Genomic DNA, 20,902 nt, shown 5'->3' with positions numbered 1-20,902 from the left:
TCCCGCCGGGTCCGCACGCCGGTCGGTCGACGCCGCCGTCCACCTACCCGGAGAGCGTGCCTCGCGGCGCCGTGCCGCCGTCCTTCGCGCCCGCGTCCTCGCCGTCCGGCCCTGCGCCCGGCGCCGCGTCCGGCCCGGCGCCCGGCTCCGTAGCGCCAGGTCCCCAGCCCGCCGGGACGACGCCTTCCGGGGCGGGACTGCCGGAGGGCACGGCCGCCGCCCCGCACCGTCGGCGGCGCGGCACGACGGTCGCGATCGTCGTGCTCGCGCTCGCCCTCGTGGCGGCGCTCGGCGTCGGCGCGTACCTGTGGGTCACGACGACGCGGTGGCAGGAGTCCAGCGCGGACTGGGAGGCCGAGGCCCGCTCTCTCGGCGAGGACGTCGCGCGGCTGCAGGGCGAGCTCGACGGCGCCAACGCCGAGCTCGAGTCCGCGCGGACCCAGCTCACGACCGCGCAGGACCGCATCAGCGAGCTCGCGAACGAGAAGGCACAGCTCGGCGACGAGAACGAGGCGTCCCAGCAGTACCTCGACTACCAGAGCCGGGTGTCCGAGGCCGCCGGCAAGGTCGCCGCCGCTCTCGGCCAGTGCACGACGGCGCAGACCCAGCTCATCGGCTACCTCAACAACCGCGACGCCTACGATCCGGCCGACCTGGAGCGCTTCTCCGGTCAGGTCGACGAGCTGTGCCAGGCCGCGGCCGACGCGAACACCCAGCTCCAGCAGGAGCTCGCGGGATGACGCTGCGACGCCACGCCTCGCGGATCGCCGCCCTCGTCGTGGCCGGCACCCTCGCCACCGGCTCGCTCGCGGGCTGCGGGGTCCTGCCCGACCTCCCCGAGCCCGTCCCGGGCTCGGTCGTCCCGTCCTTCGCGCCGCAGGACGACCCCGCCGGGTCGGAGAACCTCTCACCGGACGGTTTCGACGCGGTCACACGCATGGCCGTGCGCATCCGCAACGTGCGCTGCGACGGTCTGTCGACGGGCTCGGGCTTCGCCGTCGACTCGCGGACGCTCATCACGAACAAGCACGTCGTCGACTCGTCCCGATCCCTGCAGCTCCTCACCTACGACGGCCGGGACATCGCCGCGCAGACCGCGAGCGTCGCCGGACTGGCGGACCTCGCCGTCGTACGCACCGCGGAGGACCTTCCGTCGGCACCGACGCTCGCCGCCGCCGACCCCGCGCCCGGGGACCCCGTGACCGTCGTCGGCTACCCGGAGGGCGGGCGGCTCACGGTCACCCAGGGCTCGGTCATCGGCACGACGACCGACCCGCTCCACGAGAACCTCGGCGAGGTGCTCGTCACGGACGCGCCCGTCGAGCCCGGGAGCTCGGGCTCGGCCGCGCTCAACGAGGACGGCGAGGTCATCGGGGTCGTCTACGCCAAGACGTCGACCGACAAGTCGCTGCTCGTTCCGGTCAGCACCCTGCAGTCGATGCTCGCCGACGAGACCGCGTTCACCGCGCTCCCGGAGTGCGACGCCTGACCTCTCGGGACCTGCTGCCACCCGGCGACGGCGTCGGCGGGACACGGGCGAGGACCCCGCGCGCACCACGGTCGCGGGGTCTAGTCTCGGGTGCCATGAGCACACACGCGAGCTCGGACACGCCCGCCATCGACCCGGCCCACATCACGCACGCCGCCCGTGACACGCTCACCGTCCGCCGCGTCTTCGGGGAGTCCTACGAGCGGGACGGGACGCTCGTGATCCCCGTGGCGACCGTCTGGGGCGGCACCGGCACCGGCTGGGCTTCCGGCGCGGGCGAGCTGTCCGGCAAGGGCGCCGCCGACTGGCGCCGCAGGCTCGGCGTCGCTGCGACAGGCCCGGAGGCCGAAGCGACGCAGGGCACGGCCCCGAAGCCCGACCCCGGGTCGGGGACCGCCGACGCCGAGGCGGACGGCGAGGCCTCGGGCGGAACCGGCGGGTTCGGCGTGCACGTCGTCGCGAAGGGCGTCTACGTCGTCGACGACACCGGCGTGCGGTGGCAGCCGGCGCTCGACCTCAACCGCGTCATCCTCGGCGGTCAGGCGCTCGGGGCGGTCGTCGCGTTCTCCGCCGCGCTCGCGTGGGGGATCAGCCGCCTGCGTCGCCACTGAGGCGGGACGTCAGGACGCCTGGTCCGCCCGGCCGATCCGGAGCTCGAGGCCGTCGACGCGCTCGGAGACGACGGCGCTCGTCGCGAGCGCGGCGTTGACCTGGGCGAGGACCGCATCGAGTCCGGCCCGGTCGAGACCGGCGTCGATGCGCAGCACGACGGCGACCTCGGCACGTCGCCCGGGCTCGGCCCACACGCGAGCGACGTGCGTGATGCCCGAGACCGCGCCCTCGACGGCGGCGAGCACGTCGGGGGCCACGGCGCCGTCCACGACCGCGGGGTCCCACTCCTTGCCCTGGGCGAGCGCCCACACCGCGGGGCGCGGCACGAGTGCCGTCACCGGGCCGGCGGGGTCGAGGACGAGCAGCGACCAGTCCTCGCTCACCGCCGACAGTGCCGCGCGCCGGGCGTCGACGGGGACGGGCCGCGCGGTCGCGCGCCACGCCGCCATCGCCGCGACGGACGTGAAGACCGGCAGCGCCCGGCGCCCGTCGGGCGCCTGGATCGCGACGACCCCGGCCGAGGCCTCCTTGTCCACGACGTGCCCGTGCTCGCCCTCCTCGGCGCTCTCGAGCTCCGCGAGGATCGGGACGAGCACGCGCGTCTCGCCGAGGCGCGCGACGACGTCGGCCAGGCTCGCCGTGCCTGCCGCGTACGCGCCGAGGAGTCCCGCGAGCGCCGGGTCCGCCGAGCCGTCGTCCCCCGCGAAGCCCGAGGACGGCGGCAGCGCCTTGCCGGTCGGCTCGCCGGACGTCACGGCCGGCCCGCGACGTCGAGCGCCTGGGGCAGCGTGAAGGCGCCCGCGTAGAGGGCCTTGCCGACGATCGCGCCCTCGACGCCCGCGGGGACGAGCGCGCGCAGCGCCTCGAGGTCCTCGAGGCTCGAGATGCCGCCGGACGCGACGACGGGGGCGTCGGTGCGCGCCGCGACGTCGCGCAGCAGGTCGATGTTCGGCCCGCGCAGCGTGCCGTCCTTCGTCACGTCGGTGACGACGTAGCGCGCGCAGCCCGCGGCCTCCAGGCGGTCGAGGACCTCCCAGAGGTCGCCGCCCTCCTGGGTCCAGCCGCGCGCGGCGAGGGTCGTGCCGCGCACGTCGAGCCCGACCGCGATCGCGTCGCCGTGCTCGGCGATGACCTTCGCGGTCCAGTCCGGGTTCTCGAGCGCCGCGGTGCCGAGGTTGACGCGGCGCGCGCCGGTCGCGAGCGCGCGCTCGAGCGACGCGTCGTCGCGGATGCCGCCCGAGAGCTCGACCTGCACGTCGAGGCGCGCGACGACGTCGGCCAGCAGCTCCGCGTTCGAGCCTCGCCCGAACGCGGCGTCGAGGTCCACGAGGTGGATCCACTCGGCGCCCCCGGACTGCCAGTCGAGCGCGGCGGCGAGCGGGTCGCCGTAGGAGGTCTCGGAGCCTGCCTCGCCCTGGACGAGGCGGACGGCCTGGCCGTCGGCGACGTCGACGGCGGGGAGCAGCACGAGGCGGTCGGTCACGGGGTTCTCCATCGGTGTCGGTCGTTCGGGTCGATCTCGATCAGCACGGCGCGGCGTCGGCGCGCCGGTGGTGTGCGCACGCGCACGGACGTCTCAGAGCGAGCGGACCCAGTTCTCGAGCAGGGTCGCGCCCGCGTCCCCGGACTTCTCAGGGTGGAACTGCGTCGCGGACAGCGGGCCGTTCTCGACGGCGGCGACGAACCGCCCGCCGTGGTCGGACCACGTGACGAGCGGACGGCGGATCGGCGAGTCCGCGGGCAGGTCGTCGCCCGTCGTGAACGAGCGTGCCGCGTAGGAGTGGACGAAGTAGAAGCGCTCGTCCTCCACGCCGCGGAACAGCACGCTGCCCTCGGGGGCGTCGATCGTGTCCCAGCCCATGTGCGGGACGATCGGTGCCTCGAGGCGGTCCACGAGGCCGCGCCACTCCCCCAGTCCGTCGGTCAGGGTGCCGTGCTCGTCGCCCTGGTCGAACATCACCTGCATCCCCACGCAGATCCCGAGGACCGGGCGCCCGCCCGCGAGCCTCCGGTCGACGATCTCGTCGCCGCGCACGGCGCGCAGGCCGGACATGACCGCGGCGAACGCGCCCACGCCGGGGACGACGAGCCCGTCCGCGTCCTGCGCACGCGACCGGTCCGCGGTGAGCTCGACGTCCGCGCCGACCCGCTCCAGCGCACGCACGGCGGACCGCACGTTGCCGAAGCCGTAGTCGAGCACGACGACGGACGGTCGGACGGTCGCGCCCGGCGGCACCGCGCCGGACGACCCGGCAGAGCTCGAAGGCTCGCTCATGCCCCGTCCTTCTTCGCGCGGCGCGCAGCGGATGTCAGGAGGCGCATCGCCTTCCACCGGGAGATGGACGAGCTCGCGACGACCCCGGGCAGGTCGGCGACGGTCGTCGCGCCGGTGAGCAGGTCCTCGAGCTCCTCGGGCGCGCCGCTCAGCACGAGGCCGGGGGCGAGCTGGTCCCCCGCCGCGCCGTCGGACCAGCGCGTCATGGTGAGCTGCTCGCCACGACGCTCGACCAGGACGAGCGGTACACCCTTGACGAGGGTCGTCAGAGCGGCCGCGGCCTGCGCGGGAGCCCCGCCGGCGCGGTCACGGAGGATCGCGAGGGCGCCGACGTCCGTCGCGACGACGTCGGCCTGCACCTGGGCGAGCGAGCACGCCGCGGCGAGGGGCTCCGCGCCCGCGACCTGTGTGATGAGCACGACGAGGTCGGGGTCGGACGAGCCGGTCAGGCCCGAGAGGTCGTCGGGGATCTCCACGCCGTCCAGCGTGCCGTCGGCGTCGTCGTGCGTGCTCACAGCGCTCCCTTCGTGGACGGGATGCCCTCGACCCGCGGGTCGGGGGCGACGGCCGCGCGCAGCGCGCGGGCGAGCGCCTTGAACTGCGCCTCGACGATGTGGTGCGGGTCGCGGCCGGCGAGGACGCGCACGTGCAGGCAGATGCCCGCGTGGTGCGCGATCGACTCGAGCACGTGCCGCGTCAGCGACCCGGTGAAGTGGCCACCGATGAGGTGGTACTCCTGCCCCTCCGGCTCGCCCGAGTGCACGAGGTACGGACGCCCGGACACGTCCACGACCGCGAGCGCCAGCGCCTCGTCCAACGGGACGGTCGCGTCGCCGAAGCGCGAGATGCCCGACTTGTCGCCGAGCGCGACGCGGAGCGCCTCGCCGATCGCGATCGCGACGTCCTCGACCGTGTGGTGGGCGTCGATGTGGGTGTCGCCCGTCGCCTGGACCTTGAGGTCGATGAGCGAGTGCTTGCCCAGGGCGGTGAGCATGTGGTCGTAGAACGGGACGGTCGTCGAGATCTCCGTCCGTCCGGTCCCGTCGAGGTCGAGCTCGACGAGCACGCTCGACTCGGACGTCACGCGCTCGATGCGCGCGGTGCGCTTCACAGTCCTGCCACCTCCACGAGGGCGTCCATGAACGCCCGCATCTCCTCGCCGGTGCCGATCGACACCCGCAGCCAGCCGTCGGGACCAGTCTCCCGGATGAGGACGCCCCGCTCCAACAAGCCCACCCACACCGCGTGCCGGTCGGCGAACGAGCCGAACAGCACGAAGTTCGCGTCGGACTCCGCGACGGTGAACGCCCGGCCGTCGGGGTGCCGCTGCGCACGCAGCCACGCGACCGTGGCGTCGCGCTCGGCGCGCAGCGCGTCCACCTGCGCCAGCAGCTCGCCGGAGTGCGCGAGCGCGGCGCGTGCGACCGCCTGGGTCACCGCCGACAGGTGGTAGGGCAGGCGCACGACGCGCAGCGCGTCGACCAGGTCGCCCGACGCCGCGAGGTAGCCGACGCGGGCGCCCGCGAGGGCGAAGGCCTTGGACATGGTGCGCGTCACGGCGAGGTTCGGGTAGCGCTCGAGGAGCTCGAGGGCCGACGGCGTCCCCTTCCGACGGAACTCGCCGTACGCCTCGTCGACCACCACGACGGCCGGCGCGTCGGCCCCGTCGGCCGTGGTGACCCGCACCTCGAGCGCCGCCTCGCACACGGCCTCCACGGTCGCGGCCGGCAGCGCCGTCCCCGTGGGGTTGTTCGGGCTCGCGAGCAGGACCACCGACGGCTGCTCGCGCGCGACCACGTCGCGCGCGTGGTCGACGTCGAGCGTGAAGTCCTCCGCGCGCCGGCCCACGACCCAGCGCGTGTGCGTGTCGCGCGCGTACTCGGGGTACATGGAGTACGTCGGCGCGAAGGACACCGCCGTGCGCCCGGGGCCGCCGAACGCCTGCAGGACGTGGAGCATGATCTCGTTGGACCCGTTCGCCGCCCAGAGCTGGTCGGCCGCCAGCGCGACGCCCGCCTCGGTGCCCAGGTAGGCGGCGAGGTCCGAGCGCAGCGCGACGAAGTCGCGGTCCGGGTAACGGTTGAGGCCCGTCGCGGCGTCGCGCACCGCGGCGGTGATCGACGCGACGACCCCCTCGCCGGGCGCGTACGGGTTCTCGTTGACGTTGAGCAGCACGGGGACGTCGAGCTGGGGCGCACCGTACGGCGCGATGCCCGCGAGCTCGGGGCGCAGCGGGAGAGGACGCCTCCCGGCGACGGAGGGTGAGGTCACCGGGACAGTCTACGAACCGCGGCGCGGGCAACGGGGGTGACGTCCGGCACGCGGGCAGCGTCGCGCCACCCAGAGCCACCCGGGGTCGCCCTCATGCCGACGTGACGTCGCCGCCCTCGACCATGACGGGCACCTCGGGCAGCGGCGACGGCGCGGGCCCGCCGAGCACCTCGCCGGTCGCGAGGTCGTAGCGCGACGCGTGGCACGGGCAGAGCAGCTCGCCCTCGCCCGGGCCGACGGTGCAGCGCTCGTGCGTGCAGATCGCGGAGAAGGCCGCGAACGTCCCCTCCTCGGGCTGGGTGACGAGGAGCTGCGCACCGGCGACGGTGACGGCGAGCGCACCACCCACCGGGACGTCGTCGGCGCTCGCGAGGACCTGGCCCGGCTCGACGACCTGGCCGCCCTCGGCGGCGTCACCGCCGGTCGCCTCGCCGCCCCCGGTCCCGCCCTGCGTCCCCGACGGCGGGTCGCCGCCGCACGCGGCGAGCAGCAGGGCCGCAGCGCCGGCGCCGGAGCCCGCGAGCACGGAACGACGCGTCGGGGACGTGCTGGGGTCGAGAGAGGGGCGTGCGTCCATGGCCGGTCTCCTTGCAGGGTGCGGCGGCACGGCGCGATCGGCCGAGCCTCGTCGCCGTCCGGCGCGCGCGGCGTCGTCGACGGCGGTTCAATTGAAGCACCGGCGCGTCAGGCGTGCGCCCGGACCCACCTGACACGGAGCGACGATGACCGCGACCGGAGGCCCTCCGACCCCGCCCCCGCGGGCGGGTCGCGCACTGGGCGCCTGGGTGCTGCGGGGGCTCACCGCGGCCGGGCTCCTGCTCTCGGCGGACATCCACCTCGTGCTGTTCGTCGAGGGTTACCGGGACATCGAGGTCGTCGGCCCGCTGTTCGCGCTCAACGCGGTGGCGGGGTTCGTCCTCGGTCTCCTCGTGCTCGTGTGGCGGCACTGGCTGCCGCTCCTCGGCGCGGTCGGGTTCGGGGCCCTGACGCTCGCCGCGTTCTATCTCTCGACGACGGTCGGCTTCTTCGGGGTGAACGAGACCGTGGGCGGCACGCAGCAGGTGCTGGCGGCGGTGAGCGAGTGGGTGGCCGTCGTCGCCGGGACGCTCGCCCTGGTGGTGGAGGGACGAAGGGCTCGAGCTGTTGCGCCGACGGTCACCGGGAGGCCTCGAGGTGACGAGGACCCGGCCGGGCGAGCGGGGCGTACCTGACCCTGCCTGTGCACGAAGCGCCCCGCCATGGGCGCATGCGCCTACGATCGGGCGGGTGAGCTCCACCGACCCGTACGCCGACCTGCCCTTCGACCCCGCCGACGAGCCGCCGCTCGACGAGCCGGGCGACGCGTGGGGCGAGCCCGCACCGGAGCCGTCGTCGCCCGCCGCCGGGGTGGGCGGGCCGACCGCGTCCCCGTCGGGGCCGCCGCCCGCGTCCTCGACACCGACCCCGCCGGCGCAGGCTGCTCACGACGACGGGGACGCGGTGCGGCGCGCAAAGCTTGCCATGCTGCGCGGGCTGCTCGACGGCGAGTCCTTGCGCGAGGACGCGGAGACCGCGCTGCGCGCCCTCGTGGGCCGCGACGACGCCCGGCTGCGAGACGACCAGTGGCGCGCGATCGAGGCGCTCGTCGCGTTCCGGCGGCGCGCGCTCGTGGTCCAGCGCACGGGGTGGGGCAAGTCGGCCGTGTACTTCGTCGCGACGCGGCTCCTGCGGGACCGGGGTGCGGGACCGACCGTGATCGTCTCCCCCCTGCTCGCCCTCATGCGCGACCAGATCGCGGCTGCGGCGCGGGCGGGCATCAAGGCCGTGACGATCAACTCCGCCAACGTCACCGAGTGGGACGACGTGCACCGCGCCGTCGCCGCGGGCGAGGTCGACGTGCTCCTGTGCTCGCCCGAGCGCCTCAACAACCCCGGGTTCCGTGACGAGGTACTCCCCCGCCTGGCCGCCGACGCCGGGCTCGTCGTCATCGACGAGGCGCACTGCATCTCCGACTGGGGCCACGACTTCCGCCCCGACTACCGCCGCATCCGCACGCTCCTCACCGACCTCCCGGCGGGCATCCCCGTGCTCGCGACCACGGCGACGGCGAACGCCCGCGTGACGGCCGACGTCGCCGAGCAGCTCGGGGTGTCCCGCGCGGATGCGAAGCAGGGTTCGTCCGAGGAGGTCCTCGTGCTGCGCGGCGGCCTCGACCGCGAGTCGCTGCACCTGGCCGTCCTCCCCCGGTTCGACCAGCCGACGCGCGTCGCGTGGCTCGTCGAGACGCTGCAGGACGTCGACGGGTCGGGCATCGTCTACTGCCTCACGGTGTCCGCGGCCGAGCAGGTCGCGAGCCAGCTGCGCGCCGCGGGCCTCGCCGTCGCGGCCTACACCGGCCAGACGGACCCCGCCGAGCGCGAACGGCTCGAGCAGGACCTCAAGGAGAACCGTGTCAAGGCGCTCGTCGCGACGTCTGCGCTCGGGATGGGCTTCGACAAGCCCGACCTCGCGTTCGTCGTGCACCTCGGTGCTCCGAGCTCGCCCATCGCCTACTACCAGCAGGTCGGTCGCGCCGGGCGTGGGGTCGACAGCGCGGTCGTCGTGCTCCTGCCCGGCGAGGAGGACCAGCGCATCTGGGAGTGGTTCGCCTCGACGGCGTTCCCGCCGCAGGCCCAGGTCCGCACGACGCTCGACGCGCTGGCCGCGAGCGGCACGCAGTCGGTCGCGCAGCTCGAGACCCAGGTGGACCTCAAGCGGTCACGGCTCGAGGGCATGCTCAAGGTGCTCGACGTCGACGGGGCGGTCCGGCGCGTCAAGGGCGGCTGGGAGGCGACGGGGCGTCCGTGGGAGTACGACGCCCAGCGGTACGAGCGCGTCGACGCCACGCGACGCGCCGAGCAGCAGGCGATGCTCGACTACGAGACGACCGCGGGCTGCCGCATGGCGTTCCTGCGCGCCGCGCTCGACGACCCCGAGCTCGAGGACGGCTGGGAGTGCGGGCGCTGCGACAGGTGCGGCGGGGTCGCGCTGCCCGGCGCGCCCGACCCCGAGGCCGTCTCGGCCGCGCGCGCCGACATGGATCGACCGGGCGTCGAGATCACGGCGCGCCGCCAGTGGCCGAGCGGCATGGATCGCCTCGGGCTCGACCTCAAGGGCCGCATCCCGGCCGAGGAGCAGGCGGAGACGGGCCGGGCGGTGGCCCGCCTCGACGGGCTGGGCTGGTCGGCGCCCCTCCGCGAGCTCTTCGCGCCCAGCACGCCCGACGGCGAGACGCCGGTCGCGCTGCGACGTGCGGCAGCCCGGGTGCTCGACGAGTGGGCCGATCTGTACGAGGTCGCGCCGGACGACGCGTCGACCGGGGCGGACCGCGGCACGCCCGGGGCGGACGACGGCTCGGCCGCGGGGGCGGATGCCGCGGGCGACGAGACGTCGACGGCCCCCGCGCGACGGCTGCTCGTCGACGGCGTCGTCGCGGTGCGGTCCGTGACGAGGCCGCAGCTCACGTTCCACCTCGCGAACGGGCTCGCGTCCTACCTCGGCAAGCCGCTCATCGGCGCGATCGGTCCCGTGCCCGGCCGCGAGGAGCCGGGGCGCCACGACGTCAACTCCGCGACGCGGCTCGCCGGCGTGGCGGGGCGCGTGCGGCTCGAGCTCGGCGAGGCAGCTCTTGCCGGGCTCTCCGGCCGTCGCGTCCTGCTCGTGGACGACTCGACCGACTCCGGGTGGACGATCACCGTCGCGGCCAGGATGCTCCGCCGCGCCGGCGCCGCCGCCGTCTACCCGTTCGTCCTCGGCGTCCGCTGAGGCGCCCTCACCACCGCAGCCGCAGCTCGGTGTACCGGGTGTCGCCGAAGCCGAGCGACCGGTAGAGCCGCTCCCCGTCCGACGTCGCGTGCAACGAGACGGAGTCGGCACCGGCCGCGCGGGCCCAGTCGAGGGCGGCCGAGACGCACGCGCGCGCGTACCCACGGCCTCGCGCGCTCTCGACGGTGCAGACGTTCGTCAGGTGTGCCGTCGTGCCGCGGGGGTTGCGGGCCGACGGCGCGTCGCGGTGCAGCGTCACGAGGGCGCACGCCACGACGCCCGACGTGTCCCCGTCCGGCGTGCCCGGATCGTCGACCACGAACGCCACGGCCTCGTCGCCTGCGAGCTCGCGCGCGAACCACTCCCGCGCGGAGTCCTGCCAGCCCGGCTCGTCGGCGTCCGGCTCCCCCATCGCCCGCATGAGCAGGACGCGCAGCGCGACGAGCGCGTCCGCGTCGCCGGGCACCGCGCGGCGCGGCGTCCCGGGCGCGCTCACCCGACAGGTCACAGGAACCGCGCGCGGACCGCCTCGCCGTGCGCCGGCAGGTCCTCGTCGTTCGCGACCGCGACGATCTTGTCGGCGAGCTCCTCGAGCGCGTCACGGTCGTACTCGATCACCTGGACCGCCTTGACGTAGCTGTGCACGCCGAGTCCGCTCGAGAAGTGCGCGCAGCCCCCGGTCGGCAGGACGTGGTTCGACCCGGCCATGTAGTCCCCGAGCGAGACCGGCGACCACGGGCCGACGAAGATCGCCCCCGCACTCTGCACCCGCTCCGCCAGCTCGGCCGCGCCGGCGGCCTGGATCTCGAGGTGCTCGGCACCGTAGGCGTCGACGACCTGGAGGCCGTGCTCGAGGTCGTCGACGAGGACGACGGCGGACTGCGGCCCGGCGAGGGCCTGCGCGACACGCTCGGTGTGCTTGGTCGCGGTCACCAGATCGGCCAGTCGCGCCTCGACGGCCGAGGCCAGCTCCACCGAGGGCGTGACGAGGACCGCCGCGGCGAGCGGGTCGTGCTCCGCCTGGCTGATGAGGTCGGACGCGACGTGGCCCGGGTCCGCCGACCCGTCGGCGAGGATCGCGATCTCGGTCGGCCCGGCCTCGGCGTCGATCCCGACGACGCCACGGACGAGCCGCTTCGCCGCGGCGACGAAGACGTTGCCCGGCCCCGTCACGACGTCGACCGGCTCGCACAGCACCTCGCCGTCCTGCGGCTCGCTGCCCGCCGCGCCGTAGGCGAACATGGCGACGGCCTGTGCACCTCCGACGGCGTACACCTCGTCGACGCCCAGCAGCGCGCACGCCGCGAGGATCGTCGGGTGCGGCAGCCCGCCGTTGTCCTTCTGCGGCGGCGAGGCGACCGCGAGGCTCGGTACCCCGGCCTCCTGCGCCGCGACGACGTTCATGACGACCGACGACGGGTAGACGGCCAGCCCGCCCGGGGCGTACAACCCGACCCGTCGCACGGGGACCCAGCGCTGACGGACCTGCGCACCGGGCGCGACCTGGACCGTGAAGTCCTGCGGGCGCTGCGCCGCGTGCACGACGCGGACGCGGCGGATCGCCTCTTCGAGACCCGCACGGACCGTCGGGTCGAGGTCCGCGAGCGCCGATTCGAGCGCGGTGGCCGGCACCCGCAGGTGCTCGGGGCGCACGCCGTCGAACCGCTCGGCGTACTCCCGCAGGGCGTCCGCGCCGCGTGTACGGACCGCGTCGAGGATCGGGGCGACCCGATGCGCCGCGTCCTCGACGCCGAGCTCTGCGCGCGGCAGGGTCTCGACGAGCTCGCGTGCGGACAGGGAACGCCCTCGAAGATCGATGCGGGAGATCATGGGACGAGTCTAGGAGCCCGCCCGTCGTCACGACGAGGCGTTTCGCCCACCGGTCCTCCGGCCTGCACCCGGACGACTGCCGTGTCGTGCGAGCCTGCCCCGCCGGGGAGAATGGGTCCATGAACTCCAGCGACGCCCGCCCGGTCGAGATCTCCGACGACGTCATCCGCCTCGGGCAGTTCCTCAAGCTCGCCGGGCTCGTCGACTCCGGCGCCGAGGCGCGCGAGCTCATCACGGAGGGCGAGGTCCGGGTCAACGGCGAGGTCGACACGCGGCGCGGGCGCCAGCTGCACCGTGGCGACGTCGTCGCCGTCGACCACCCGCAGGGGGCGCAGAGCGCGACCGTCGCCTGACCCGCGGGCGGGCTGCTCGGGTCACGCCATGTAGGTCGACGCCATCACCTTGTCCGGGGTGAGCCGCAGGACGACGCGCTCCGGGTTGTGCTCGAGCTGACGGTAGCGGCGTGCGTAGCGGGCGACCGCGTCGGCGACCTCCTCCGCGTCCTCGACCACCTCGATCGTGCCCTCGAGCGTGATCCACCGGCCGCCGTCGACCTGGCACACCGCAGCCCGGGGAGCACCGCCACTCTCGCCCCGCAGGCGCGCGTTGCGCGCCTTCACCGACGCGCGGTTCGTCGTGATGCGGAGCACGCCGGCCCCGGCGTCCCACGTGAAGGCGACCGGGACCACGTGCGGGGTGCCGTCGGCGCGCAGCGTCGTGAGTGTGGCGAGGTGGCGCTCGGTGACGAAGACGAGCTGTTCGGGATTGAGGCGGATCACGGGCCCGAGCCTACGGGCTCCAGCGCGGGCGGATCCTCACCCCTCCGGTCAGGCGTCGAGCGGACCACCACAAGCGTCCCCCAGACACCGGCACGGCGGTCACCCCACGAGGCACGAGGGGCCGAGCAGCGCCTTGAGGTCGCCGAACAGCGCCGGCGACTTCTCGACGCGCAGCGCGTCCCCGACGCGCACGACCGTCGTCTTGCCCGGCTCGAGCACCTGGACGTGGACCTCCGCGGACCCCGGGTGGGTGGCGAGCACCTCGCGCAGGCGGACGATGACCGGCTCGACGCAGCGCGTGTGCGGGACCTTCACGGCGACGGGCGACTCGGCGCCCACCGTGATGTCCGGCAGCGACACCTCCATCGCCTGGAGCTGCATCGTGTCGTCGCGGCGCCGCACCCGGCCGCGCAGCACGACGACCTGGTCCTCCGCGAGGATCGTCGAGTACGCCAGGTAGGTCTCGCCGAAGAACATCACCTCGACCGCCCCCTCGAGGTCCTCGACCGTCACGGCTGCCCAGGGGTTGCCGTTCTTGCTCATCTTGCGTTGGAGCGACGTGACGAGGCCCGCGATCACCACGGTCGACCCATCCGGGCGGCCCTCGTCGGCGAGGAGGTTGGCGATGCCGATGTCCGCGGCACGGGTGAGCACGTGCTCGAGCCCCGAGAGCGGGTGGTCGGAGACGTAGAGACCGAGCATCTCTCGCTCGAACGCGAGCCGTTGCTTCTTGTCCCAGTCCGGCAGGTCCGGCACGTCGACCGAGAAGGACATCCCCGCCTCGTCGTCGGTACCCCCGAAGTCGGCGAAGAGGTCGAACTGGCCCTCCGCCTCCTTGCGCTTGACGCTGATCACGGAGTCCACGGCCTGCTCGTGCACCACGAGGAGCGCGCGCCGCGGGTGGCCGAGCGAGTCGAAGGCCCCCGCCTTGATGAGCGACTCGATGGTCCGCTTGTTGCAGACGACGGCCGGCACCTTGTCGAGGAAGTCCGTGAACGACGTGAAGGCCCCCTTCTCCTCCCGCGTGCGGATGATCGCGTCCACCACGTTCGCGCCGACGTTGCGCACGCCCGTGAGGCCGAACCGGATGTCGCCGCCGACGGCCGTGAACTTCGCCGCCGAGTCGTTGACGTCGGGTGGCAGCACGGTGATGTGCATGCGCCGGCACTCGTTGAGGTACAGGGCGAGCTTGTCCTTGTCGTCCCGCACGCTCTGCAGGAGCGCCGCCATGTACTCGGTCGGGTAGTTCGCCTTGAGGAACGCCGTCCAGTAGGCGACGAGGCCGTACCCCGCGGAGTGCGCCTTGTTGAAGGCGTACCCGGCGAACGGGACGAGCGTGTCCCACACCGCCTGGATCGCCGGGTCGGAGTAGCCCCGCTCGCGGCAGCCGGCCTGGAACGGCACGAACTCCTTGTCGAGGATCTCCTTCTTCTTCTTGCCCATCGCGCGGCGCAGCAGGTCGGCCTGGCCGAGCGAGTACCCGGCGAGGATCTGCGCGGCCCTCTGCACCTGCTCCTGGTAGACGATGAGGCCGTACGTCTCGTCCAGGATCTCCGCGAGCGGCTGCTCGAGCTCGGGGTGGATCGGCTCGATCTTCTGCAGGCCGTTCTTGCGCAGCGCGTAGTTCGTGTGCGAGTTCATGCCCATCGGGCCGGGGCGGTACAGCGCGATGACGGCCGAGAGGTCGTCGAACTTGTCGGGCTTCATCTGGCGCAGGAGCGCGCGCATCGGCCCGCCGTCGAGCTGGAAGACGCCGAGCGTGTCGCCCCGGGACAACAGTTCGTAGGACGCCTTGTCGTCGAGAGTCAGGGACTCGATCTCGATCGGGTCCTTGCCGTTCATCTCGATGTTCTCGAGCGCGTCGTCGAGGATCGTGAGGTTGCGCAGCCCGAGGAAGTCCATCTTGATGAGGCCGAGGCCCTCGGACGTCGGGTAGTCGAACTGCGTGATGACCGCGCCGTCCTGGGGGCGCCGCATGATCGGGATGATGTCGAGGAGCGGGTCGCTCGACATGATCACGCCCGCCGCGTGCACGCCCCACTGCCGCTTCAGGCCCTCGATGCCGCGCGCGAGCTCGACGACGCGCTGCGCCTCGGGGTCCGTGTCGTGCAGCTGGCGGAACTCGCCGGCCTCGGCGTACCGCTCGTGCTTCGGGTCGAAGATCCCGGACAGCGGGATGTCCTTGCCCATGACGGCCGGGGGCATCGCCTTGGTGAGCTTCTCGCCCATCGCGAAGGGGAAGCCGAGCAGCCGCGCCGAGTCCTTGAGCGCCTGCTTGGCCTTGATGGTGCCGTAGGTGACGATCTGCGCGACGCGGTCGTCGCCGTACTTCTCCGTGACGTACCGGATGACCTCCCCGCGCCGGCGCTCGTCGAAGTCGACGTCGACGTCGGGCATCGACACGCGCTCGGGGTTGAGGAACCGCTCGAAGATCAGGCCGTGCTCGAGCGGGTCGAGCTCCGTGATGCCCATGAGGTACGACGCCATCGACCCCGCGGCCGAGCCTCGGCCCGGGCCCACGCGGATGCCCTGCTCCTTGGCCCAGTTGATGAAGTCGGCGACCACGAGGAAGTACCCCGGGAAGCCCATCTGGATGATGACCTCGGTCTCGTACTGCGCCTGGTTGCGCGACGCGTCCGGGATCCCGTGCGGGTACCGGCGGTGCAGCCCCCGCTCGATCTCCTTGACGAACCAGCTCGTCTCGTCCTCGCCCTCGGGCACCGGGAACCGCGGCATGTAGTTCGCGCTCGTGTTGAACGACACCTCGCACTGCTCGGCGATGAGCAGCGTGTTGTCGCACGCCTCCGGCAGCTCCGCGAACACCCGCCGCATCTCCGCGGCCGACTTCACGTAGTAGCCCGTGCCGTCGAACTTGAACCGGTCCGGGTCGTCCAGGGTCGAGCCCGAGTTGATCGCGAGCAGCGCCTCCTGGCTCGACGCGTCCTCCTCGCGCACGTAGTGCAGGTCGTTCGTCCCGACGATCCGCGCGCCGACGGTCTCGGCGAGGCGCAGCAGATCTTTCGTGACGCGCGTCTCGATGTCCAGCCCGTGGTCCATGAGCTCGACGAAGAAGTTCTCGCGCCCGAAGATGTCCTGTAGCTCACCGGCCGTGCGCACGGCCTCGTCCCACTGCCCGAGCCGCAACCGCGTCTGGATCTCCCCGGACGGGCAGCCGCTCGTCGCGATCAGGCCCTTGCCGTACCGCTGCAGCAGGTCGCGGTCCATCCGCGGCCACTTGCCCATCTGGCCCTCGAGCGACGCGAGCGACGACGCCCGGAACAGGTTGTGCAGACCCTCGTCGTCCTTCGCGAGCAGCGTCATGTGCGTGTACGCACCGCGCGCCGAGACGTCGTCCGACTCCTGCCCCTTCTCACCGAACCGCACGCGCGTCTGGTCGAACCGGCTCGTGCCCGGCGTGACGTACGCCTCGACACCGATGATCGGCTTGATGCCCTTCGCCTTCGCCCGCGACCAGAACTCGAACGCCCCGAAGACGTACCCGTGGTCCGTCGTCGCGATCGCCTTCTGCCCGAGCCGCTCGACCTCGTCGAAAAGGTCCCCGATCCGCGCCGCGCCGTCCAGCATCGAGTACTCGGTGTGGACGTGAAGATGGACGAAGTCCTCGGTCGCGGTCGGCATGCGTCGATCCTAAGTCGGCCCACCGACGCTCTTGCCCACGCTCGGTGGGCGTGTGGTGTGCCGAGACGCACACGCCTCGACGACGTCGTCCGGGGCGCCCTCACCGGTGGTCCGGGCCCCGTCGCTGTGGTCGCCAGAGCGGGGTGGCGGGGTGTGCCGCGGATCTACCATCCGCGCCTCGTTCCTCGGCGCTCCCGCCAGGCCCGACCACGATCCGCGGCACACCCCGCCACCCCGCTCCCGATGCACGTCACCTCGTGCATCACGCACCACGGGCGACTGCGGCTCGCGCGTCATGCGCGGTCCGCGCCGGGCTCACGTCCGCGCGCCTCGCGAGGTCGGCGTCACGGAACGCTTCGACATCGGGCCGGTCGAGACAGCAGCGCAGGACGGTCGGACCGCGCGCAGGACGCGCCGTGGACGCCGTGCCCTGTGTCCGCCACTTCCAGGGCAGATGACCTGGCGTGCGGGCGTCCGGCTGGTCGGTGAGCCGCAGGACGAGCCCGCGGGGCCGGGGCCGTGCGAAGGGCCGTGGTCGGGCCTGGCGGGAGGCCGAGGAACGAGGCCGGATGGTAGGCCCGAGCGCGGCCCCGGCCCCGTGGGCGGACCCGACCACGCGGGCGTTTCCGTGCGCCGAGCACGCGCGGCGTCAGGTATCGGCGGCGAGGGTCTTCGAGGCGTCGCGGTGGTCGATGCCGGCGTCGAGGTAGACGGGGCCGGAGACGGTGTAGCCGAGGCGTTCGTAGAAGCCGATCGCCTGCACCTGGGCGGAGAGCAGCACGGTGACGGCGGCCCGTCCATCCGGTCCGGGCACCGCGTGGTCGGCCAGCGCGATCTGCTCGAGCGCCCGCATGACGACGGCGCCCGCGCCGGTGCCGCGCGCGGAGGCGGCGACCGCGACCCGGCCGATGTGGACCTCGCCGGGGTGCGCCGGGTCGGTCAGGAGGCGGCCGGTGCCGACGACGGCGCCACTTCGGGCACGGTCGCGGACGAGGACGTGCGTCGTCGTCGGGTCGGTGTCGAGGTCGTCGATCTCCTCCTCGACGGGCACGCCCTGCTCGTCGACGAAAACGGCGAGGCGCACGCCGTGCGCTGCGGCGAGCCCGGCGTCGTCGGTCACGACCTCGGTGACGAGGCGCGCGGTCGTGCCCGCGCGGGACGGATCGACGTCGGACCGCGCGCTCATGCGTACGCCCCGCGCAGGAGCTCGAGGGCGTGGGCGAGGTCGTCGGGGTACTCGCTCGTCAGCTCGAGCCACCGCCCGGTGGTCGGGTGCTCGAACCCGAGGCGCATCGCGTGCAGCCACTGCCTGGTGAGCTCGACGCGCGAGGCGAGCACGGGGTCGGCGCCGTACGTGAGGTCGCCGACGCACGGGTGGCGCAGCGCGGAGAAGTGCACGCGGATCTGGTGGGTGCGCCCGGTCTCGAGGTGCACCTCGACGAGGGACGCGGCGGGAAGCATCTCGAGGACCTCGTAGTGCGTGACGCTCGGCTTGCCCTCGGCCGTGACGGCGAACTTCCAGTCCGCGCTCGGGTGCCGGCCGATGGGGGCGTCGATCGTGCCGGTCGTGGGTTCCGGGTGCCCCTGGACGAGCGCGTGGTAGACCTTGTCGACCGTGCGCTCCTTGAACGCGCGCTTGAGCGCCGTGTACGCGAGCTCGCTCTTCGCGACCACCATGAGGCCCGAGGTCCCGACGTCGAGCCGGTGCACGATGCCCTGTCGCTCGGCGGCGCCGGACGTCGAGATGCGGTAGCCGGCCGCGGCGAGCGCGCCGACGACGGTCGGTCCCGTCCAGCCCGGCGACGGGTGCGCGGCGACGCCGACGGGCTTGTCGACGACCACGACGTCGTCGTCGTCGTGGACGATCCCCATGCCGGGCACGGGCTCGGCGACGACCTCGACCGCGGCGGGCGCGGCGTCGGGCACGTCGACCTCGAGCCACGCTCCGGGGACGAGCCGGTCGGACTTGCCGACCTCCCGGCCGTCGAGGCGGACGGCCCCGTCGGCGGCGAGCTCGGCTGCACGGGTGCGTGACAGGCCGAGGAGCCGCGACAGGCCGGCGTCCACACGCTCGCCCGCGAGCCCGTCGGGGACGGGCAGGGAGCGCAGGCTCACCGTTCGACCTCGCGCTCAGGGCTGTCGGCACTGCGCGCGGTCCCCGGGTCGGGAACCACCGGCAGGTCGTCCGCGGGGGTGGCGCCCTGTCCGGGTGCGGGCTGCGACGCCGCAGCGCCCGCGCCGTCAGCGGCCACGGCCTGCGTCTCGTCCGTCGCCTCGTCGCCCCCGTGGCGCGTGCCGTCCAGTCCGATGCCGACGACGGAGAGCACGGCGATCATCACCGCCGCGCCGACTACGGCGATGTCCGCGACGTTCCCCACGAACCAGTTGCCGTACGCGATGAAGTCGACGACGTGGCCCCGTGCGAAGCCGGGCTCGCGGAAGAACCGGTCGATCAGGTTCCCCAGCGCGCCGCCCAGCAGGAGGCCCAGCGCCACGGCCCACGCGCGGGAGCCGATCCGGCTCACCATGCGGATGATCACCACGACGACCGCGACCACGCCGATCGTCAGGAGCCAGGTCATCCCGGTCGCGATCGAGAAAGCCGCGCCCGGGTTGTAGATGAGCCGCAGCGAGAGCAGGTCGCCGATCAGCGGGACCGGGGCGGCGCCGACCTCGAGGGTGGACTCGGCCCACCACTTGGTGAGCTGGTCGATCGAGAGGACGAGCGCGGCGAGGACGACGGTCCACAGGACGAGGACCCTGCGGGGTCCTCGACTCGGGGTGTCGTTGGCGGTGGTGGCGGCGGCCGCGTCGGCGTGCTCGGACGGCTCGGGCTGTGCGGAGGAGGACATCGGCGGCAAGTCTGCCACGTCCCCGGCAGCGCCGGGTGTCGGTCAGGGGCCGCCCGGCGCCGCCGGACGTGTCAGCGGCGTTCCTCGCGCTGCTTCGCCTCGACCGAGAGGTTCGCCCGGGGGAAGGCCTGCAGGCGCGCCTTGCCGATGGGCAGGCCCGTCGCCTCGCACGTCGCGTAGGAGCCTGCCGCGATGCGTTCGAGCGCGTGCGACGTCTGCGCGAGCAGGTCGCGCACGTTGTTGACCAGGGTGAGCTCCTGCTCGCGCTCGAGCGCGCTGGAACCCGAGTCGGCCTGGTCGTCGCCGGCACCGTCGCCCGAGTGGCGCAGCAGGTTCGAGAGCTCCTCGTCGGCCGAGGCGAGCTCGCCCTCCAGGCGCTCCTTCTCCGAGAGCAGCTCGGCGGCCAGCTCCTCGACCTCACGCAGGGTCCAGGGCTCCTCCCCGTCTCGCACGGGGAAGGACTTCACGTCCTTCGCGAGGTTCGGGAACTGTTCGCGCACGGCCGACCTGGCCGCGGTGGTGAGCTTGGTCATGACGCCCCTCCTGGATCGAGTGCCGCGAGAGTAGACGCAGCGGCCGGTACGCACAACACACCACGCCGGTCCGCCGGAGCGGGAGGCGCAGGTGCGAGGCGTACCGGCCGCTGCCGGACGGTCGACGCAGGTGCTAGATGCCGGGCGCGAGGTCGCTCGTGCGGCTCGTCCCACCGACGTTGCTGCGCGGCGGGAGCGCGCTGCCCCGGTTGTCCAGGTCACCCAGCAGGTTCTGCAGGTAGCTCTTGAGACGCGTGCGGTAGTCGCGCTCGAAGATGCGCAGCTCGTCGATCTTGCGCTCCAGGAGCGAGCGCTCCTGCTCGAGCTGCGAGAGCGTGCGGTGCGACGTCTCCTCGGCCTCGCGCACGATGCGCGTGCCCTCCTCCTTCGCCTCCGCGATGAGCCGGTCACCCTCCTCCTGGCCGGAGCGCACGTAGTCGTCGTGCAGCTTCTGGGCCAGCTGGAGCATGCCCGTCGCAGACTCGGGCTCGGCGCCGTTCTTCGCGACGACGGCCTGCGAGATCGGCGCGGCGGGAGCCGGCTCGGGCGCGGGCGCCTTGGGCGCGTCGACGACGGCGGGCTGCACCGCGGCGTTGGACGCGTCGGCCCGGCTGAGCTCGGCGATACGACGCTCCGCCGCGGCGAGCTTCGACGTGAGGTCCTCGTTCTCCTCCTGCACGGAGTTGAGGGTCCTCACCACCTCGTCCAAGAAGTCGTCGACCTCTTCGACGTCGTAGCCCTCGCGGAACTTCGTCGCCGAGAACTTCTTGTTCAGGATGTCCTCTGCAGTGAGCAGTGCCATCGGTTCACCTCATAGCGTTTGCGTGTCGGTCCGGGCG

The 20,902-nt window shown here is 73.7% G+C and carries 22 protein-coding genes; 6 read left to right on the top strand and 16 right to left on the bottom strand.

Annotated features, from left to right (window positions below):
* Positions 1–56 precede the first annotated feature (56 nt).
* From AC4H2H_RS12730 to AC4H2H_RS12720, 3 genes are all read left to right on the top strand, one after another.
* Positions 57–740, top strand: coding sequence for a hypothetical protein (locus AC4H2H_RS12730; RefSeq protein ID WP_494371174.1), 684 nt, complete (start codon positions 57–59; stop codon positions 738–740).
* Positions 737–1,489, top strand: coding sequence for a S1C family serine protease (locus AC4H2H_RS12725; protein WP_494371173.1), 753 nt, complete (start codon positions 737–739; stop codon positions 1,487–1,489). The genes AC4H2H_RS12730 and AC4H2H_RS12725 overlap by 4 nt, the downstream gene beginning before the upstream one ends.
* Positions 1,490–1,584: 95 nt before the next feature.
* A complete protein-coding gene (locus AC4H2H_RS12720) occupies positions 1,585–2,100 on the top strand; it encodes a hypothetical protein (RefSeq protein WP_494371172.1) in 516 nt (171 codons plus the stop codon).
* A gap of 9 nt (positions 2,101–2,109) precedes the next feature.
* On the opposite strand, the gene AC4H2H_RS12715 is transcribed toward AC4H2H_RS12720, so the two are convergent.
* The 7 genes from AC4H2H_RS12715 to AC4H2H_RS12685 form a co-directional block, all read right to left on the bottom strand.
* Positions 2,110–2,856 carry an SseB family protein gene (locus AC4H2H_RS12715; protein WP_494371171.1) on the bottom strand — a complete coding sequence of 249 codons (747 nt, stop codon included), beginning with the start codon at positions 2,854–2,856 and terminating at the stop codon, positions 2,110–2,112.
* Positions 2,853–3,584 (bottom strand): bifunctional 1-(5-phosphoribosyl)-5-((5-phosphoribosylamino)methylideneamino)imidazole-4-carboxamide isomerase/phosphoribosylanthranilate isomerase PriA, encoded by a 732-nt coding sequence (priA, locus tag AC4H2H_RS12710; RefSeq protein ID WP_483776556.1) that lies wholly within the window; start codon positions 3,582–3,584, stop codon positions 2,853–2,855. Before priA ends, AC4H2H_RS12715 begins: the two co-directional genes overlap by 4 nt.
* A 93-nt stretch (positions 3,585–3,677) precedes the next feature.
* Positions 3,678–4,376, bottom strand: a complete 699-nt coding sequence (gene hisH, locus AC4H2H_RS12705) for an imidazole glycerol phosphate synthase subunit HisH (protein WP_494371170.1) — start codon at positions 4,374–4,376, stop codon at positions 3,678–3,680.
* Positions 4,373–4,891, bottom strand: coding sequence for a hypothetical protein (locus tag AC4H2H_RS12700; RefSeq protein ID WP_494371169.1), 519 nt, complete (start codon positions 4,889–4,891; stop codon positions 4,373–4,375). The genes hisH and AC4H2H_RS12700 overlap by 4 nt, the downstream gene beginning before the upstream one ends.
* Complete coding sequence (hisB, locus tag AC4H2H_RS12695) at positions 4,888–5,487, bottom strand: imidazoleglycerol-phosphate dehydratase HisB (RefSeq protein ID WP_494371168.1); 600 nt, start codon at positions 5,485–5,487, stop codon at positions 4,888–4,890. Before hisB ends, AC4H2H_RS12700 begins: the two co-directional genes overlap by 4 nt.
* Entirely contained in the window at positions 5,484–6,647 is a 1,164-nt protein-coding gene (locus AC4H2H_RS12690; RefSeq protein ID WP_494371167.1) for a histidinol-phosphate transaminase, read from the bottom strand. Before AC4H2H_RS12690 ends, hisB begins: the two co-directional genes overlap by 4 nt.
* 91 nt (positions 6,648–6,738) lie before the next feature.
* A complete protein-coding gene (locus AC4H2H_RS12685) occupies positions 6,739–7,224 on the bottom strand; it encodes a Rieske (2Fe-2S) protein (protein ID WP_494371166.1) in 486 nt (161 codons plus the stop codon).
* 145 nt (positions 7,225–7,369) lie between these two features.
* Between AC4H2H_RS12685 and AC4H2H_RS12680 the strand changes: the two genes are divergently transcribed.
* Positions 7,370–7,858, top strand: coding sequence for a hypothetical protein (locus AC4H2H_RS12680; protein ID WP_494371165.1), 489 nt, complete (start codon positions 7,370–7,372; stop codon positions 7,856–7,858).
* Positions 7,859–8,147: 289 nt separating this feature from the next.
* The gene (locus tag AC4H2H_RS12675) at positions 8,148–10,430 is read left to right on the top strand and encodes a RecQ family ATP-dependent DNA helicase (protein ID WP_494371192.1); all 2,283 of its coding nucleotides are present in this window, start codon (positions 8,148–8,150) and stop codon (positions 10,428–10,430) included.
* A 7-nt stretch (positions 10,431–10,437) separates the two neighbouring features.
* Here AC4H2H_RS12675 and AC4H2H_RS12670 read toward each other — a convergent pair whose 3' ends face one another.
* The gene (locus tag AC4H2H_RS12670) at positions 10,438–10,926 is read right to left on the bottom strand and encodes a GNAT family N-acetyltransferase (protein WP_494371164.1); all 489 of its coding nucleotides are present in this window, start codon (positions 10,924–10,926) and stop codon (positions 10,438–10,440) included.
* 8 nt (positions 10,927–10,934) lie between these two features.
* Positions 10,935–12,260 (bottom strand): histidinol dehydrogenase, encoded by a 1,326-nt coding sequence (gene hisD / locus AC4H2H_RS12665; RefSeq protein ID WP_494371163.1) that lies wholly within the window; start codon positions 12,258–12,260, stop codon positions 10,935–10,937.
* A gap of 119 nt (positions 12,261–12,379) precedes the next feature.
* Here hisD and AC4H2H_RS12660 point away from each other — a divergent pair, with 119 nt between their 5' ends.
* Positions 12,380–12,613 (top strand): RNA-binding S4 domain-containing protein, encoded by a 234-nt coding sequence (locus AC4H2H_RS12660; RefSeq protein ID WP_483776547.1) that lies wholly within the window; start codon positions 12,380–12,382, stop codon positions 12,611–12,613.
* 21 nt (positions 12,614–12,634) lie between these two features.
* Here AC4H2H_RS12660 and AC4H2H_RS12655 read toward each other — a convergent pair whose 3' ends face one another.
* The 7 genes from AC4H2H_RS12655 to AC4H2H_RS12625 all read right to left on the bottom strand — a co-directional run bounded on the left by AC4H2H_RS12655 (position 12,635) and on the right by AC4H2H_RS12625 (position 20,865).
* Entirely contained in the window at positions 12,635–13,039 is a 405-nt protein-coding gene (locus AC4H2H_RS12655) for a pyridoxamine 5'-phosphate oxidase family protein (protein WP_494371162.1), read from the bottom strand.
* 99 nt (positions 13,040–13,138) lie between these two features.
* Positions 13,139–16,678, bottom strand: coding sequence for a DNA polymerase III subunit alpha (gene dnaE / locus AC4H2H_RS12650; protein WP_494371161.1), 3,540 nt, complete (start codon positions 16,676–16,678; stop codon positions 13,139–13,141).
* A 649-nt stretch (positions 16,679–17,327) separates the two neighbouring features.
* Complete coding sequence (locus AC4H2H_RS12645; RefSeq protein ID WP_494371160.1) at positions 17,328–17,864, bottom strand: GNAT family N-acetyltransferase; 537 nt, start codon at positions 17,862–17,864, stop codon at positions 17,328–17,330.
* Complete coding sequence (locus AC4H2H_RS12640; RefSeq protein ID WP_494371159.1) at positions 17,861–18,793, bottom strand: RluA family pseudouridine synthase; 933 nt, start codon at positions 18,791–18,793, stop codon at positions 17,861–17,863. The genes AC4H2H_RS12645 and AC4H2H_RS12640 overlap by 4 nt, the downstream gene beginning before the upstream one ends.
* Positions 18,790–19,530, bottom strand: coding sequence for a signal peptidase II (locus tag AC4H2H_RS12635; RefSeq protein ID WP_494371158.1), 741 nt, complete (start codon positions 19,528–19,530; stop codon positions 18,790–18,792). The genes AC4H2H_RS12640 and AC4H2H_RS12635 overlap by 4 nt, the downstream gene beginning before the upstream one ends.
* A gap of 71 nt (positions 19,531–19,601) precedes the next feature.
* Positions 19,602–20,063 carry a TraR/DksA family transcriptional regulator gene (locus AC4H2H_RS12630; RefSeq protein WP_494371157.1) on the bottom strand — a complete coding sequence of 154 codons (462 nt, stop codon included), beginning with the start codon at positions 20,061–20,063 and terminating at the stop codon, positions 19,602–19,604.
* Between the two features lie 133 nt (positions 20,064–20,196).
* The gene (locus AC4H2H_RS12625; RefSeq protein ID WP_494371156.1) at positions 20,197–20,865 is read right to left on the bottom strand and encodes a DivIVA domain-containing protein; all 669 of its coding nucleotides are present in this window, start codon (positions 20,863–20,865) and stop codon (positions 20,197–20,199) included.
* Positions 20,866–20,902: the final 37 nt, after the last annotated feature.

This window comes from Cellulosimicrobium sp. BMG9.22 (genome assembly GCF_059159975.1).
The sequence above is the reverse complement of the archived record's forward strand: the minus strand, read 5'-3'. Positions and strand labels throughout refer to the sequence as shown.

Coding starts and splice junctions, on each gene's coding strand:
- AC4H2H_RS12680 (WP_494371165.1), top strand. CDS start 7,370: ATGACCGCGACCGGAGGCCCTCCGACCCCGCCCCCGCGGGCGGGTCGC.
- dnaE (WP_494371161.1), bottom strand. CDS start 16,678: ATGCCGACCGCGACCGAGGACTTCGTCCATCTTCACGTCCACACCGAG.
- AC4H2H_RS12645 (WP_494371160.1), bottom strand. CDS start 17,864: ATGAGCGCGCGGTCCGACGTCGATCCGTCCCGCGCGGGCACGACCGCG.
- AC4H2H_RS12720 (WP_494371172.1), top strand. CDS start 1,585: ATGAGCACACACGCGAGCTCGGACACGCCCGCCATCGACCCGGCCCAC.
- AC4H2H_RS12660 (WP_483776547.1), top strand. CDS start 12,380: ATGAACTCCAGCGACGCCCGCCCGGTCGAGATCTCCGACGACGTCATC.
- AC4H2H_RS12635 (WP_494371158.1), bottom strand. CDS start 19,530: ATGTCCTCCTCCGCACAGCCCGAGCCGTCCGAGCACGCCGACGCGGCC.
- AC4H2H_RS12675 (WP_494371192.1), top strand. CDS start 8,148: ATGCTGCGCGGGCTGCTCGACGGCGAGTCCTTGCGCGAGGACGCGGAG.
- AC4H2H_RS12630 (WP_494371157.1), bottom strand. CDS start 20,063: ATGACCAAGCTCACCACCGCGGCCAGGTCGGCCGTGCGCGAACAGTTC.
- AC4H2H_RS12625 (WP_494371156.1), bottom strand. CDS start 20,865: ATGGCACTGCTCACTGCAGAGGACATCCTGAACAAGAAGTTCTCGGCG.
- hisD (WP_494371163.1), bottom strand. CDS start 12,260: ATGATCTCCCGCATCGATCTTCGAGGGCGTTCCCTGTCCGCACGCGAG.
- hisH (WP_494371170.1), bottom strand. CDS start 4,376: ATGAGCGAGCCTTCGAGCTCTGCCGGGTCGTCCGGCGCGGTGCCGCCG.
- AC4H2H_RS12685 (WP_494371166.1), bottom strand. CDS start 7,224: ATGGACGCACGCCCCTCTCTCGACCCCAGCACGTCCCCGACGCGTCGT.
- AC4H2H_RS12725 (WP_494371173.1), top strand. CDS start 737: ATGACGCTGCGACGCCACGCCTCGCGGATCGCCGCCCTCGTCGTGGCC.